The 13,009-nt window shown below is 62.8% G+C and carries 6 protein-coding genes, 2 tRNA genes and 2 rRNA genes (1 of these 10 cut by a window edge); 7 read left to right on the top strand and 3 right to left on the bottom strand.

Annotation, left to right across the window (positions count from 1 at the left end; all coding sequences use genetic code 11):
* Nucleotides 1-314: 314 nt before the first annotated feature.
* The gene (locus QX121_RS16080) at nt 315-734 is read left to right on the top strand and encodes a secondary thiamine-phosphate synthase enzyme YjbQ (RefSeq protein WP_315795638.1); all 420 of its coding nucleotides are present in this window, start codon (nt 315-317) and stop codon (nt 732-734) included.
* 298 nt (nt 735-1,032) lie between these two features.
* On the opposite strand, the gene QX121_RS16085 is transcribed toward QX121_RS16080, so the two are convergent.
* Complete coding sequence (locus QX121_RS16085) at nt 1,033-1,896, bottom strand: alpha/beta hydrolase (RefSeq protein ID WP_315812454.1); 864 nt, start codon at nt 1,894-1,896, stop codon at nt 1,033-1,035.
* Between the two features lie 256 nt (nt 1,897-2,152).
* On the opposite strand from QX121_RS16085, the gene QX121_RS16090 reads away from it, so the two are divergent.
* Nucleotides 2,153-2,809, top strand: a complete 657-nt coding sequence (locus QX121_RS16090) for a TIGR02594 family protein (RefSeq protein WP_409999341.1) — start codon at nt 2,153-2,155, stop codon at nt 2,807-2,809.
* A gap of 207 nt (nt 2,810-3,016) precedes the next feature.
* Here QX121_RS16090 and QX121_RS16095 read toward each other — a convergent pair whose 3' ends face one another.
* On the bottom strand, nt 3,017-3,802 hold the full coding sequence (locus QX121_RS16095) for an MOSC domain-containing protein (protein ID WP_315812456.1): 786 nt from the start codon (nt 3,800-3,802) through the stop codon (nt 3,017-3,019).
* A gap of 222 nt (nt 3,803-4,024) precedes the next feature.
* Here QX121_RS16095 and clpB point away from each other — a divergent pair, with 222 nt between their 5' ends.
* Entirely contained in the window at nt 4,025-6,664 is a 2,640-nt protein-coding gene (clpB, locus tag QX121_RS16100; RefSeq protein WP_315736251.1) for an ATP-dependent chaperone ClpB, read from the top strand.
* A 118-nt stretch (nt 6,665-6,782) separates the two neighbouring features.
* Here clpB and QX121_RS16105 read toward each other — a convergent pair whose 3' ends face one another.
* Nucleotides 6,783-8,846: a M23 family metallopeptidase gene (locus QX121_RS16105; protein ID WP_315736252.1), complete on the bottom strand. Its 2,064-nt coding sequence runs from the start codon at nt 8,844-8,846 to the stop codon at nt 6,783-6,785.
* 807 nt (nt 8,847-9,653) lie between these two features.
* On the opposite strand from QX121_RS16105, the gene QX121_RS16110 reads away from it, so the two are divergent.
* The 4 genes from QX121_RS16110 to QX121_RS16125 all read left to right on the top strand — a co-directional run.
* Nucleotides 9,654-11,142: ribosomal RNA gene (locus QX121_RS16110) — 16S ribosomal RNA — on the top strand.
* A 239-nt stretch (nt 11,143-11,381) separates the two neighbouring features.
* A tRNA-Ile gene (locus QX121_RS16115) sits at nt 11,382-11,458 on the top strand.
* A gap of 106 nt (nt 11,459-11,564) precedes the next feature.
* Nucleotides 11,565-11,640: transfer RNA gene (locus QX121_RS16120), tRNA-Ala, on the top strand.
* Between the two features lie 424 nt (nt 11,641-12,064).
* A 23S ribosomal RNA gene (locus QX121_RS16125) occupies nt 12,065-13,009 on the top strand (it continues 1,900 nt past the right edge of the window).
* Together the 16S and 23S rRNA genes with 2 tRNA genes alongside form the textbook arrangement of a ribosomal RNA operon.

Consider the following 13,009-nt stretch of genomic DNA (forward strand, 5'->3'; position numbering starts at 1 on the left):
CTCGTGCGATGAGAATGAGCGGCTGCAGCCGGATCAGGTCTGCACAGTCGTCGCCGAAGGGCGAGCCGCCACGCTGTCGTTGTCATCGTCGAAATGAGATCGGCAATGCAGTTAAGTCTGTCCGAGCAACGTTCGGTTCAATCTTGGATTGTATGACGAAGCGACACCGGGCCGGCTGGGCTTGCAGTATGCACTCCATCGGGTCCAGTCTGCGCGCAGCCGGAACCGCACGCTGTGAGCTACGGCACACTCGAGGACGGACACGCGCGTTGCGGTATCCTCTGGTCATGGTGATGAAGCACGGGATTGTTCCGATGAGATCGTTCCGCAAGGAACTTTGGTTCCAGACACCGGGCCGTCGCGCTTTCATCAACATCACGGATGATGTCGAGGCGGCGCTGAAGGAGAGCGGGGTGCGCGAGGGACTCGTGCTGGTCAACGCCATGCACATCACCGCGTCGGTCTTCATCAATGACGACGAGAGCGGGCTGCATTTCGACTACGAGCAATGGCTGGAGAAGCTGGCGCCGCACGAGCCAGTGGCGGGCTATCGCCACAACCGGACCGGCGAGGACAATGCCGACGCCCACATGAAGCGCCAGATCATGGGCCGCGAGGTCGTGGTCGCGATCACCGGCGGCAAGCTCGATTTCGGTCCGTGGGAACAGATCTTCTACGGCGAGTTCGACGGCGGTCGGCGCAAGCGCGTGCTGATCAAGATCATCGGCGAGTAGGCGAGTCCGTCGCGACATTGGCAGGGCTTGCTCGAACAGGCCGTCATTGCGAGGAGCGCAAGCGACGAAGCAATCCAGGGCCACGACGGTAGCTTGTCTGCGTAGCCCTGGATCGCTTCGCTGGCGCTCGCGATGACGGAGGAGGTGGCAATAGCCTCAGCTGTCATGCCCGCGCAGGCTGGCAGAGTCCGATGCATGTTGGACGTGATCGTCGCTGGAATGGGCAAAGCCGGCTCGAAGCAGCCTGGCCCGCTGCGCCTTGCGTGTCGAGCAAAGCGGCAACGCTTCGGCTGCGCAACTATCCCGCCATCGACCGCGGATCCCGCGGCCCCCATCGCCCGGCCTCGACCAGCGCGATGAAGCGCTCGACCGACGCGTTGAACAGCGCCGGCTCCTCCAGATTCAACACATGGCCGGACTTCGGGAAGAACGTCAGCCCCGATGCCGGCAGGTGCTGCTTGAGGAACAGGCTCGGCGCGATGCAGGCGTCGTCCTCGTCGCCGCAGATGATGAGGGTCGGCGTCGGCACGCCGCGGATGGCGTCGGTCATTGTAAAGATCGAGGGCCGGCCACCCTGGAAACCGCGCATCGTGTTGGCTGAGCCGCGCGCGTCATGGCGGGCGAGGGCGGCGTAGAAGTCGGCGTGGCCGCGCGGGTCCTTGACCAGGAAGGGAATGCGGCCGGGCGCCTCGCGCGTCACCCTGGCGGTCTCGGCTGAGTCCAGGGTCTCGAACTGCTCGGCGGTCGCGCGGCACTGGGCGCGGAAGGCGTCGAGTTGCTCAAGGCTGGAGCCTGAGCCGACCCCGGCCAGCACCATCGAGCGGATGCGCCCCGGCGCGTTCAGCGCCACCTGCAGCGAGGAATAGGAGCCCATCGACAGGCCGACGAAGTGGGCGCTGGCGATGCCGAGATGGTCCAGCACCGCCAGCGCGTCGGTGTAGAAGTGCACGTAGCTGTAGACGTCGGGCGCGGCCGGCACGTCCGAGGGCGTGTAGCCGCGCGCGGCGTAGGCGATGCAGCGGTGGCGCCGCGCGAAGTAGCGCAGCTGCGGCTCCCAATTGGTGTGGTCGGCGGCGAACTCGTGCAGGAAGATGAGCGGCGTGCCGGCGCCGACCTCTTCGAAATAGAGGCGAACGCCGTCTTTCGCCGTTGCGTGGGGCATCGTCAGCTCCTCCCGTGTCACGTGTTGCATGATGACGAGTCGCGCGACACGCGACAATGGTCGGGCCGGCGCCTTGTTTTCGCCGCGACATAGACTCGGAATCACCCTCTCGTCGCCAGCCTTTCGCCGTCGATGGTCATGGTTTCGTCACACCGCAACATTTTACGGACCGCCGCTGGCGGCTTGCAGAGGGGCCGCGCTGAGGGACCAGGGGGTGCCAAGTCAGGTACTGGGGGAAGTAACAGAAGGATTGAGTATGGTTGTGTCTACCCTTCGCCGGTCGCTTCACATCGTTGCGTTAACCATGTGCTCGGCAGTCGTCGCCGTCACCGCAACACCGGCTTCGGCCCGTCCGCATCACGGCTCCGGGCATCATGCCCACCGCAGCCACGGCGGCCATCACTACGCAAGATATCATCACCACGGCCGGTCCGTCGCCCGGTTGTCGCGCTGGGAGCGCGGCGTGGCGCGGGTGCAGGTGAGCGGCGTTGCCGACGCGCAGGCCAGCGTCATGATGCCGGGCACGGCGTCTGACGGCATGGCGTCGTCCGGCGGCTTCGGCGGCGGCAGCAGCGTCGTCTCCGCGGCGCGCAGCTACATCGGCAGCGGCAACCCGACCGGCCGGCGCAGCCTGTGGTGCGCCCGTTTCATGAACATGGTGCTGGAGCGGACCGGCCATCGCGGCACCGGCTCCGACATGGCGCGCTCGTTCGCGAGCTATGGCCAGCGCGTCTCCGGCCCGCAGGTCGGCGCGATCGCGGTCATGAGCCGCCGTGGCGGCGGACATGTCGGCGTGGTCTCGGGCGTCGATGCCCAGGGCAACCCGATCGTCATCTCCGGCAACAACGGCAACCGCGTGCGCGAGACCGCGGTGTCGCGCGGCCGGGTGTATGCGTATGTGATGCCGAACTAACCAATCTCGAACTGATATGAATCGAGCCGTCGAGGCTCGCTCGGTGTGCGCCTCCCCCGCTTGCGGGGGAGGTCGCATCGCATCGAAGATGCGATGCGGGTGGGGGAAGTCTCTCCACACGAAGATTTTCGGGTGGGGCGGCCCCCACCCCAACCCTCCCCCGCACGCGGGAGAGGGGGCGCGCCGCCGATGCGGCCAGCGCTCGAACTACACCAGCCGCGGCTGCTCCACGGCGAGTTCGTCGCCAACGGCGATATCACCGGCTTCGATCACCTCGGCGTAGATGCCGCATTCATTGTTGCCGCGGTGCTGCATCAGCGCGGGCGGGATGTCGAGGTTTCGGGCGGCGGTGTCCGGGTCGACGTTGACGGCGGCGCAGCGGGTCGTGGCCTTGACGACCTTGAGCCGCGCCGCGCCGATGCACAGCGTTTCGCCTAACAGCTCTGTCTCGCGCCAGGCCGGCCAGCCGGTGACGTAGACGTTGGCGCGGAAGCGCAGCGGATGCACGGGAGCGCCGACCAGCTTCTCGAGCTCGGCGAGAGAGGCGAGGTTGATGATCGAGACCACCTTGCGCGCCAAGTCCGTGAAACTGTAGCCGCCGCCCGACAGCAGCTTTGGTGGCCCGCGCAGCTCGTCGGCGAACTCGCCTGCGAAAAAGCGCTCGATCGCCGCGCGGCCTTCGGGGCTCTCGAGATCGCCTTGCACGACGACGGCGTCGTCCTTGCGGATGGTGAGGACATTCGTTGCGTCGTCGAAGATGGTCTTGAAGCCGGCGAGGCGCTCGTTGCGCATCAGCATGAGATACGCCGTCTTCGGCCGCCAGACCGGAGCGTCCGGATCGAACCCGCTGGGGCCGTTCTCCAAGGCGTAGCGGCGGTCGGCCGGCAAGGTCTGGCCGATCCGCAAAGGTGCCGTCTGCAATGGTTCCGGGGTAAGGCCCTTGACCGGATAGCGGTACAGGCCGGCGATGCGCGCGGGAGGGGTCTGGCTCATGCCGCCTCATAGGAGATTCCCATGGCCGCGGCCAGGGCACACGAATTTGTGAAACGGCCTCTTCCGTTTTTGGCCCGCCTTCCCACATTTCAGCTCAAGCCGGGCGCAAGCCGGCGACGTCAGGGGTGCGGCGTTGATGGACGTCAACGTGCGCGGTCCGAAACCCAATGAAGATGCTGAAATCGTGCCTTCGGGGCGTCACAGCAGGCTGAGGGAAATATCATGAATATCGAAAAATATACCGAGCGCGCCCGGGGCTTCATCCAATCGGCGCAATCGCTGGCCGTGCGCGACGGCCATCAGCAGTTCTCGCCGCTGCATCTGCTGAAAGTCCTGCTCGACGACGGCGAGGGACTCGCGGGCGGTCTCATCGACCGCGCCGGCGGCAATTCGCGCGCGATCCTGAAAGCGACCGAGGATGCGCTGGGCAAGCTGCCGAAGGTGTCGGGCAGCGGCGCCGGACAGGTCTATCTGTCGCCCGAGCTGGCGCGCGCCTTCGACGCGGCGGAGAAGGCGGCCGAGAAGGCCGGCGATAGTTTTGTCACGGTCGAGCGGCTGCTGCTCGGGCTGACGCTGGAGAAGAACAGCGAAGCAGGCGGCATCCTCGCCAAGGGCGGCGTCACCGCGCAGAACCTCAACGCGGCGATCGAATCCCTGCGCAAGGGCCGTACCGCCGACTCGGCGACCGCCGAGAATGCGTATGATGCGCTGAAGAAATATGCCCGCGACCTGACCCAGGCGGCGCGCGACGGCAAGCTCGATCCGGTGATCGGCCGCGACGAGGAGATCCGCCGTACGATTCAAGTTCTGTCCCGGCGCACCAAGAACAATCCCGTACTGATCGGCGAGCCCGGCGTCGGCAAGACCGCGATCGTCGAGGGCCTCGCGCTGCGCATCGTCAATGGCGACGTGCCGGAGAGCCTGAAGGACAAGCGGCTGTTGTCGCTCGATCTCGGCTCCCTGATCGCGGGCGCGAAATATCGCGGCGAGTTCGAGGAGCGGCTGAAGGCCGTGCTGCAGGAGGTCACGTCGGCCGAAGGCACCTTCGTGCTGTTCATCGACGAGATGCATACCCTGATCGGCGCCGGCAAGGCCGACGGCGCGATGGATGCGTCGAACCTGCTGAAGCCCGCGCTCGCTCGCGGCGAGCTGCACTGCATCGGCGCGACCACGCTCGACGAGTATCAGAAGCATGTCGAGAAGGACGCCGCGCTGGCGCGGCGCTTCCAGCCGGTCTACGTCACCGAGCCGACGGTCGAGGACACCATCTCGATCCTGCGCGGCCTGAAGGATAAATACGAGCAGCATCACGGCGTGCGCATCACCGATTCCGCGCTGGTGGCCTCGGCGACGCTGTCGAACCGCTACATCACCGACCGCTTCCTGCCCGACAAGGCCATCGACCTGATGGACGAGGCGGGCGCGCGGCTGAAGATGCAGGTCGATTCCAAGCCGGAAGAGCTGGATTCGATGGATCGCGAGATCATCCGGCTCAAGATCGAGCAGGAAGCGCTGAAGAAGGAGACCGATCCGGGATCCAAGAGCCGGCTGCTGACCTTGGAAAAGGAGCTCGCCGATCTCTCGGAGAAGTCGGCTGGCCTGACTGCGCGCTGGAGCGCGGAGAAGGACAAGCTGTCGAACGCGCAGAAGCTCAAGAGCGAGCTGGACGGCCTGCGCATCGAGCTCGCCAACGCGCAGCGCCGCGGCGAGTATCAAAAAGCGGGCGAGCTGGCCTATGGCCGCATCCCGGAGCTGGAGAAGCAGCTGGCCGACATCGAGGCCAAGGAGAATGCCGGCGAGATGATGGAGGAGGCGGTCACCGCCAACCACATCGCGCAGGTGGTCTCGCGCTGGACCGGCGTGCCGGTGGACAAGATGCTCGAGGGCGAGAAGGACAAGCTCCTGCGCATGGAGGATTCTCTCGGCAAGCGCGTCGTCGGCCAGTTCGAGGCCGTGCATGCGGTCGCGACCGCCGTGCGGCGCTCGCGCGCCGGCCTGCAGGACCCGAACCGACCGATGGGCTCGTTCATGTTCTTGGGCCCCACCGGTGTCGGCAAGACCGAGCTGACCAAGGCGCTCGCCGAGTATCTGTTCAACGACGAGACCGCGATGGTCCGGCTCGACATGTCCGAGTACATGGAGAAGCACTCGGTGTCGCGGCTGATCGGCGCGCCTCCCGGCTATGTCGGCTATGACGAGGGCGGAGCGCTGACAGAGGCCGTGCGGCGCCGGCCGTACCAGGTCGTCTTGTTCGACGAGATCGAGAAGGCGCATCCGGATGTCTTCAACGTGCTGCTGCAGGTGCTCGACGACGGCCGCCTGACCGACGGCCAGGGCCGCACCGTCGACTTCCGCAACACGCTGATCATCATGACCAGCAATCTCGGCTCCGAGTTCCTGGTCAATCAGCCGGAGGGCGAGGATACGTCGGAGGTGCGCGAGCTGGTGATGGGCACGGTGCGCGGGCATTTCCGGCCCGAGTTCCTCAACCGCGTCGACGAGATCATCCTGTTCCACCGCTTGCAGAAGAGCGAGATGGGGCGGATCGTCGAGATCCAGTTCACACGGCTCCAGAAGCTGCTGGAGGAGCGCAAGATCACCTTGTCCCTGGATGGCGACGCGCGCGACTGGCTCGCCGCCAAGGGCTGGGATCCGGCCTACGGCGCACGTCCCTTGAAGCGGGTGATCCAGCGCAGCGTGCAGGATCCGCTCGCCGAGATGATCCTCGCCGGCGATGTCAAGGACGGCGACAAGGTCGCCATCTCCTCGGAAGGCAATGTGCTGACCTTCAACGGCAAGGCGCATCGCACCGCCGAGATCGCGACGTTCGAGGCGCCGATCCCGAAGCGCAAGCTGAACTGAAGCGGCGCTGCGCGGAATGCAAGCAAAGGCGGCCCGCGCTGAGCGATCAGCGCGGGCCGCCTGCATCGGCAAAAAGACTTCCTTGGGTTGAACGGACCAGCCCGGCGAGGCCGGGTTTTTAGCGGCTGACCTGGATCGGGCCGGCGTCGGAGATGCGCGAGGCACCGGCGCCGCGGCTGGTCATCATCTGGTCGACGCGATCGCGCTCCTTCTCGAAGCTGGCCATGATCTGGCCTTCGAGCGACCGGCCGCGCGGCAGCTTCACGCGCATCGGGTCGACGAAGCGGCCGTTGACCAGGATCTCATAGTGGACGTGCGGGCCGGTCGACATGCCGGTCGAGCCGACGAAACCGACGACCTGGCCCTGGCGCACGCGCTTGCCGGGCTCCATGCCCTTGGCAAACGCCGACAAGTGGCCATAGGCCGTCTCGTAGCCGTTGTTGTGCTTGATGCGGATGTACTTGCCGTAACCGCCTTCGGTGCCGACCTTCTCGAGAACGCCGTTGCCGGAGGCGAAGATCGGGGTGCCGTAGGCGGTGGCCCAGTCGACGCCGGTGTGCATCTTCACATAGCCGAGGATCGGATGGCGGCGGCCGCCGAAGCCGGAGCGCATGATCGCGTTGTTGACCGGCTTGCGCACCAGGAACTTCTTCGCGCTCTTCCCGGTCTCGTCGTAATAGTCGACGACGCTGTCGTCGGGGGTCTGGAACCGGTAGTATTTCTTGGTCTCGCCGCCGACCGTCAGCGCAGCGAACAGCACCTCGGTCTTGTCGTTGTTGCCGGGCTTGTCGTCATCGTCGCCGGCATAGAAGACGTCGAACGAATCGCCCGGCTGCACCTTGCGCTGGAAGTCGACGTCGTAGGAATAGATCCGGACCATGTCCTCGATGACCGGCGTGGGCACCTTGTTGCGCATCGCCGTCTCGTAGATGCTCTGATAGAGGCGGACACCGGTGCCGTCATCCTCCTCGTCATTGGTGTTGTCGGCGGTCTCGGTGACCGTGTTCATGCTCTGCGCGTCCACGGCGACGTATCGTCCGAGGTCCGACAGCGCGGCCACCGCCTCGATCATGGTGTCGTTGGCGATGATGACCCGGAACGGCTGCAGCCGGGCGCCGGGGGCAGGGCCGGACGGCGCCATCAGGATACGGAGCTTCTCGCCTTCCTTCAGCCCGCCGTCACGGCCGCGTGGGCCGAGCTGGGCGGCAATCGCCCTGGCCTCGTCGGGCGTCGCGCCCTGGTCGCGCAGGATCGAGGTGACGGTATCGCCCTTCTTGACCAGATGGACACGCTCGCCGAGCGGATTGCCGCCGGTGATCTGGTCCTTGGTCTTGGGGAGCAAGGTGACATTTTCCGGCACCACCCGGGTCTCGAAGCCGGCGTAAGGATCTGGCGAGGTGCCGTCATTGGCGTAGGACAGTTTCAGGTCGCCGCCTTGGACGGCCTGTGCACCGGCCGCGTCAGCGGCGGCATTGGCGAGCGAGGCGTAGCGGACGCCGCCATTGTTGCCGCGCCAGTTCGCCGCATCGCGAACCCGCATGACGATTTCGTCGAGCGCCACCGAGGTCGCGATCTTCGCCTTGGGGAGCACCGCGGCGAGATCCTTGGTCACGAACGAGACTTCGGCGTCGGGCTCGACGGCCTCCGGATTGTTCGGATCCTCGCCGGACCCGGTCTTGTCGTTGTCGGTGTCGCTCAGCAGGCGCTGGGCGTTGAACGGCGGGATCTTGGCGGAAAGATCGCTCGTCGTCATCGACAGGTTGCCCGAGATCCGGACATAGGGACGGACCCGGATCAGCTCGCGCGATCCGGCGCGGGTCACGGTCGAGATGCGCACCACATTGCGCGCCGCCGCCGCTTCGCTCGGTGGCGGCAGGCGATCGCTCTTGCGCAGGGTGGCAACGCGGTCATTGGCGCCGAAGGCGCCGCGCAGCGCGCTCTCCATCCGCTCCGGCATGCGAGCGAAGGTCATTTCGCCGTCGAGCGACGCAAAAACGGCGCCGCCGATCAGGGCTGCGCCGCATAGACCAGTCAGAATCGTACCGGAGAACCATTGCACGGAGACGCGGCGGCGATCGATCACCGCGGCCTCGGAGCCATCGACCGATAGCGGCGGCTCATGACCGAGATCGATCATGCCGACCTCGCGTCCATACCCTCCGCGTGACGTCCGATGGTTCAACCTTCGTCCCCCAAGTTCAAAGTCAGCGCCGAAATCACTCAGCTGCCGGTCGGCTTAACGTCCAAGACAAACGGCTCGGAATGATGGCGCGCTTCTGACGGTTCGAGACTCTCTGGCCCGAAAGCCGGAATCCGCGAACCGCTATTGTTCTTCAGGATCTCTCGATGTCGTCTCGGCCGTATGAGTCAGGCGAAGGGCTCGCCACTTCCTTGATCTGGATCATCCTTGAATCGATGGCGGTCCCCGCTGGACCCAAATCAACCCAGGTCGATGCTTAACAAATCGTCGCAGGATTGTGGCCCAAGTGGGGCACGAAGTCCGCAAGAAGTCTGGGTTCTCTGGCCGTCCCGGAAAAAATGATTCGATGCGACGATTTGTTGACATTGGGCGTTGACACCCCGATCGGACCCCCCTATAAGCACGGTCACTGAGCGCGGCGCCGCTTCGGGACACACCGAGGCGAGCATTCGCGCCAATATTGCTCCTCACTTCTGCTGAGCGATGCACAACCGGTAGAACCCGGTTGCTCATCGACGTCGGAAAAGGTTGGGCGACCCCTCCATCCGAGGGTGGGACTGAGGTCCCGGGCTGTTTGACAAGTGAAGATGAAGAAAGAGAAACGTGGACGGCGGAGTCCTTGCGGGTCTCGGGATTGAGAGCTTCGGCTTTTGGTTCTGGGATCGGACGAGAAGACTTCGGCGGACAATGTTTCAAAGGTAACACCATGGTTTTCGCGCTGTGAAGCGTGGAGATCGATTGGTGGGACCTCGTCAAACGTTGTGATCAGCCGGTTCAAAGCTTCAAGTTCAACTTGAGAGTTTGATCCTGGCTCAGAGCGAACGCTGGCGGCAGGCTTAACACATGCAAGTCGAGCGGGCGTAGCAATACGTCAGCGGCAGACGGGTGAGTAACGCGTGGGAACGTACCTTTTGGTTCGGAACAACACAGGGAAACTTGTGCTAATACCGGATAAGCCCTTACGGGGAAAGATTTATCGCCGAAAGATCGGCCCGCGTCTGATTAGCTAGTTGGTGGGGTAATGGCCCACCAAGGCGACGATCAGTAGCTGGTCTGAGAGGATGATCAGCCACATTGGGACTGAGACACGGCCCAAACTCCTACGGGAGGCAGCAGTGGGGAATATTGGACAATGGGGGCAACCCTGATCCAGCCATGCCGCGTGAGTGATGAAGGCCCTAGGGTTGTAAAGCTCTTTTGTGCGGGAAGATAATGACGGTACCGCAAGAATAAGCCCCGGCTAACTTCGTGCCAGCAGCCGCGGTAATACGAAGGGGGCTAGCGTTGCTCGGAATCACTGGGCGTAAAGGGTGCGTAGGCGGGTCTTTAAGTCAGGGGTGAAATCCTGGAGCTCAACTCCAGAACTGCCTTTGATACTGAAGATCTTGAGTTCGGGAGAGGTGAGTGGAACTGCGAGTGTAGAGGTGAAATTCGTAGATATTCGCAAGAACACCAGTGGCGAAGGCGGCTCACTGGCCCGATACTGACGCTGAGGCACGAAAGCGTGGGGAGCAAACAGGATTAGATACCCTGGTAGTCCACGCCGTAAACGATGAATGCCAGCCGTTGGTGGGTTTACTCACCAGTGGCGCAGCTAACGCTTTAAGCATTCCGCCTGGGGAGTACGGTCGCAAGATTAAAACTCAAAGGAATTGACGGGGGCCCGCACAAGCGGTGGAGCATGTGGTTTAATTCGACGCAACGCGCAGAACCTTACCAGCCCTTGACATGTTTGGGACCGGTCGCAGAGATGTGACCTTCTCTTCGGAGCCCGAAACACAGGTGCTGCATGGCTGTCGTCAGCTCGTGTCGTGAGATGTTGGGTTAAGTCCCGCAACGAGCGCAACCCCCGTCCTTAGTTGCTACCATTTAGTTGAGCACTCTAAGGAGACTGCCGGTGATAAGCCGCGAGGAAGGTGGGGATGACGTCAAGTCCTCATGGCCCTTACGGGCTGGGCTACACACGTGCTACAATGGCGGTGACAGTGGGAAGCTAAGGGGCAACCCTTCGCAAATCTCAAAAAGCCGTCTCAGTTCGGATTGGGCTCTGCAACTCGAGCCCATGAAGTTGGAATCGCTAGTAATCGTGGATCAGCACGCCACGGTGAATACGTTCCCGGGCCTTGTACACACCGCCCGTCACACCATGGGAGTTGGCTTTACCTGAAGGCGGTGCGCTAACCAGCAATGGAGGCAGCCGACCACGGTAGGGTCAGCGACTGGGGTGAAGTCGTAACAAGGTAGCCGTAGGGGAACCTGCGGCTGGATCACCTCCTTTCTAAGGATGGCTCTTCAGCAAGGTCAGATTTTCGGATCTGTCGCTTCTATCGAGCTGTTTTAGAAACATCAGGGGCCACCGAGACCGCCAGGTCTTGCGTGAGCTCCATTGGCGGGATTTCGCCGTCTTCGTTTCTCTTTCTTCGCGGACGAACACGCTGCCTGGGGCTGCGCGGTCGCTGCTTTTGCTTCGTAGGCTTTGGCCTTCGCGGGCCGGGTGGTGACGAGCTTCGAGCGTTAGGGCTTGTAGCTCAGTTGGTTAGAGCGCGCGCTTGATAAGCGTGAGGTCGGAAGTTCAAGTCTTCCCAGGCCCACCACGCTTCGCCTGCGGCTTCGCGTGGCACGCCGCGCTCTCCAATGAGCGAAGCGTGTCCGGCGTAGCCACTTGGCGAAGACGGGCGCTATGCTTCGTCTTCTGGTTACGGGGCCATAGCTCAGCTGGGAGAGCGCGTGCTTTGCAAGCATGAGGTCGTCGGTTCGATCCCGTCTGGCTCCACCAGATGGTTTGATTGCCGAGCGATCGCTTGACAGCGTTGGTTCAACATCGTCCGCGAGACAACACTTCGCATCTTCTGATCCTCACCGGGATTACAGAAGACTGCGTGTTATCTGACATCGTGAAGAGGAGATCGATCCGAGTAGGGTCGTGCAATGGAGCGTCACCGCGCAAGCGGTCCGCGCTCCGACTATGCACCGACGCCTTCACTATCTCCGGGTCATTTCGGCGCAGGCTGGAAGCTGTGAAGCATCCCGTCTGTTGTAAATGACTCTGTTAGCTGCGCTTGACCGCACGGCTATCGGTTCGATCTTAAGAAGCAAGCTGGTCTTTCTAATCATTGTCCGCGCTGCTCTACGCCTTGTCCCTCGGGACGGGTGAGGGCGGTGAACATTCTGCCGAGTGTGTGGACATTGATAATGAGAGCAATCAAGTGCCTTAAGGGTGTTCGGTGGATGCCTTGGCGCTGAGAGGCGATGAAGGACGTGCTACGCTGCGATAAGCCGTGGGGAGCTGCGAAGAAGCTTTGATCCGCGGATTTCCGAATGGGGAAACCCACCTTCGATAGCCGGAACTCCAAGACCTCCGGGTTTTGGTGTTCGATCAGGAGACTGTGACGATCCCGAGCCGTGAGGTTTTGGATTTCCGGTTATCAAGAGAAGGTATGAGACTTCTGAATCCATAGGAGGTTTCAAGCGAACCCAGGGAACTGAAACATCTAAGTACCTGGAGGAAAGGACATCAACCGAGACTCCGCTAGTAGTGGCGAGCGAACGCGGACCAGGCCAGTCATGAATGCAAGCCAACCAGAACCTGTCAGGAAAGCAGGGCCTCAGAGGGTGATAGCCCCGTATGGGTAATGCAAGCATTCATGCTCGAGTAAGGCGGGACACGTGAAATCCTGTCTGAACATGGGGGGACCACCCTCCAAGCCTAAGTACTCCTCAGCGACCGATAGTGAACCAGTACCGTGAGGGAAAGGTGAAAAGCACCCCGACGAGGGGAGTGAAATAGACCTGAAACCGGACACCTACAAACAGACGGAGCCCAAGATGCGTTCTGGGTGACGTCGTACCTTTTGTATTATGGGCCAGCGACTTAATTTAACGAGCAAGCTTAAGCCGATAGGCGTAGGCGTAGCGAAAGCGAGTCTGAATAGGGCGTCAAGTTCGTTGTATTAGACCCGAAACCTAGTGATCTAGCCATGAGCAGGTTGAAGGTGAGGTAACACTCACTGGAGGACCGAACGGGTGCCTGTTGAAAAAGGCTCCGATGACTTGTGGTTAGGGGTGAAAGGCCAATCAAACTGGGAAATAGCTGGTTCTCCGCGAAAGATATTTAGGTATCGCCTCGGACGAATACCTCAGGGGGT

Origin of the sequence: Bradyrhizobium sp. SZCCHNR2028, assembly GCF_032380995.1 — a bacterium.
Taxonomy (GTDB): Bacteria; Pseudomonadota; Alphaproteobacteria; order Rhizobiales; family Xanthobacteraceae; genus Bradyrhizobium.

Bases quoted from the DNA above. Each gene is read 5' to 3' on its own strand.
- QX121_RS16080 (WP_315795638.1), top strand. From the start codon at position 315: ATGAGATCGTTCCGCAAGGAACTTTGGTTCCAGACACCGGGCCGTCGC.
- QX121_RS16085 (WP_315812454.1), bottom strand. From the start codon at position 1,896: ATGCCCCACGCAACGGCGAAAGACGGCGTTCGCCTCTATTTCGAAGAG.
- QX121_RS16090 (WP_409999341.1), top strand. From the start codon at position 2,153: ATGGTTGTGTCTACCCTTCGCCGGTCGCTTCACATCGTTGCGTTAACC.
- QX121_RS16095 (WP_315812456.1), bottom strand. From the start codon at position 3,802: ATGAGCCAGACCCCTCCCGCGCGCATCGCCGGCCTGTACCGCTATCCG.
- clpB (WP_315736251.1), top strand. From the start codon at position 4,025: ATGAATATCGAAAAATATACCGAGCGCGCCCGGGGCTTCATCCAATCG.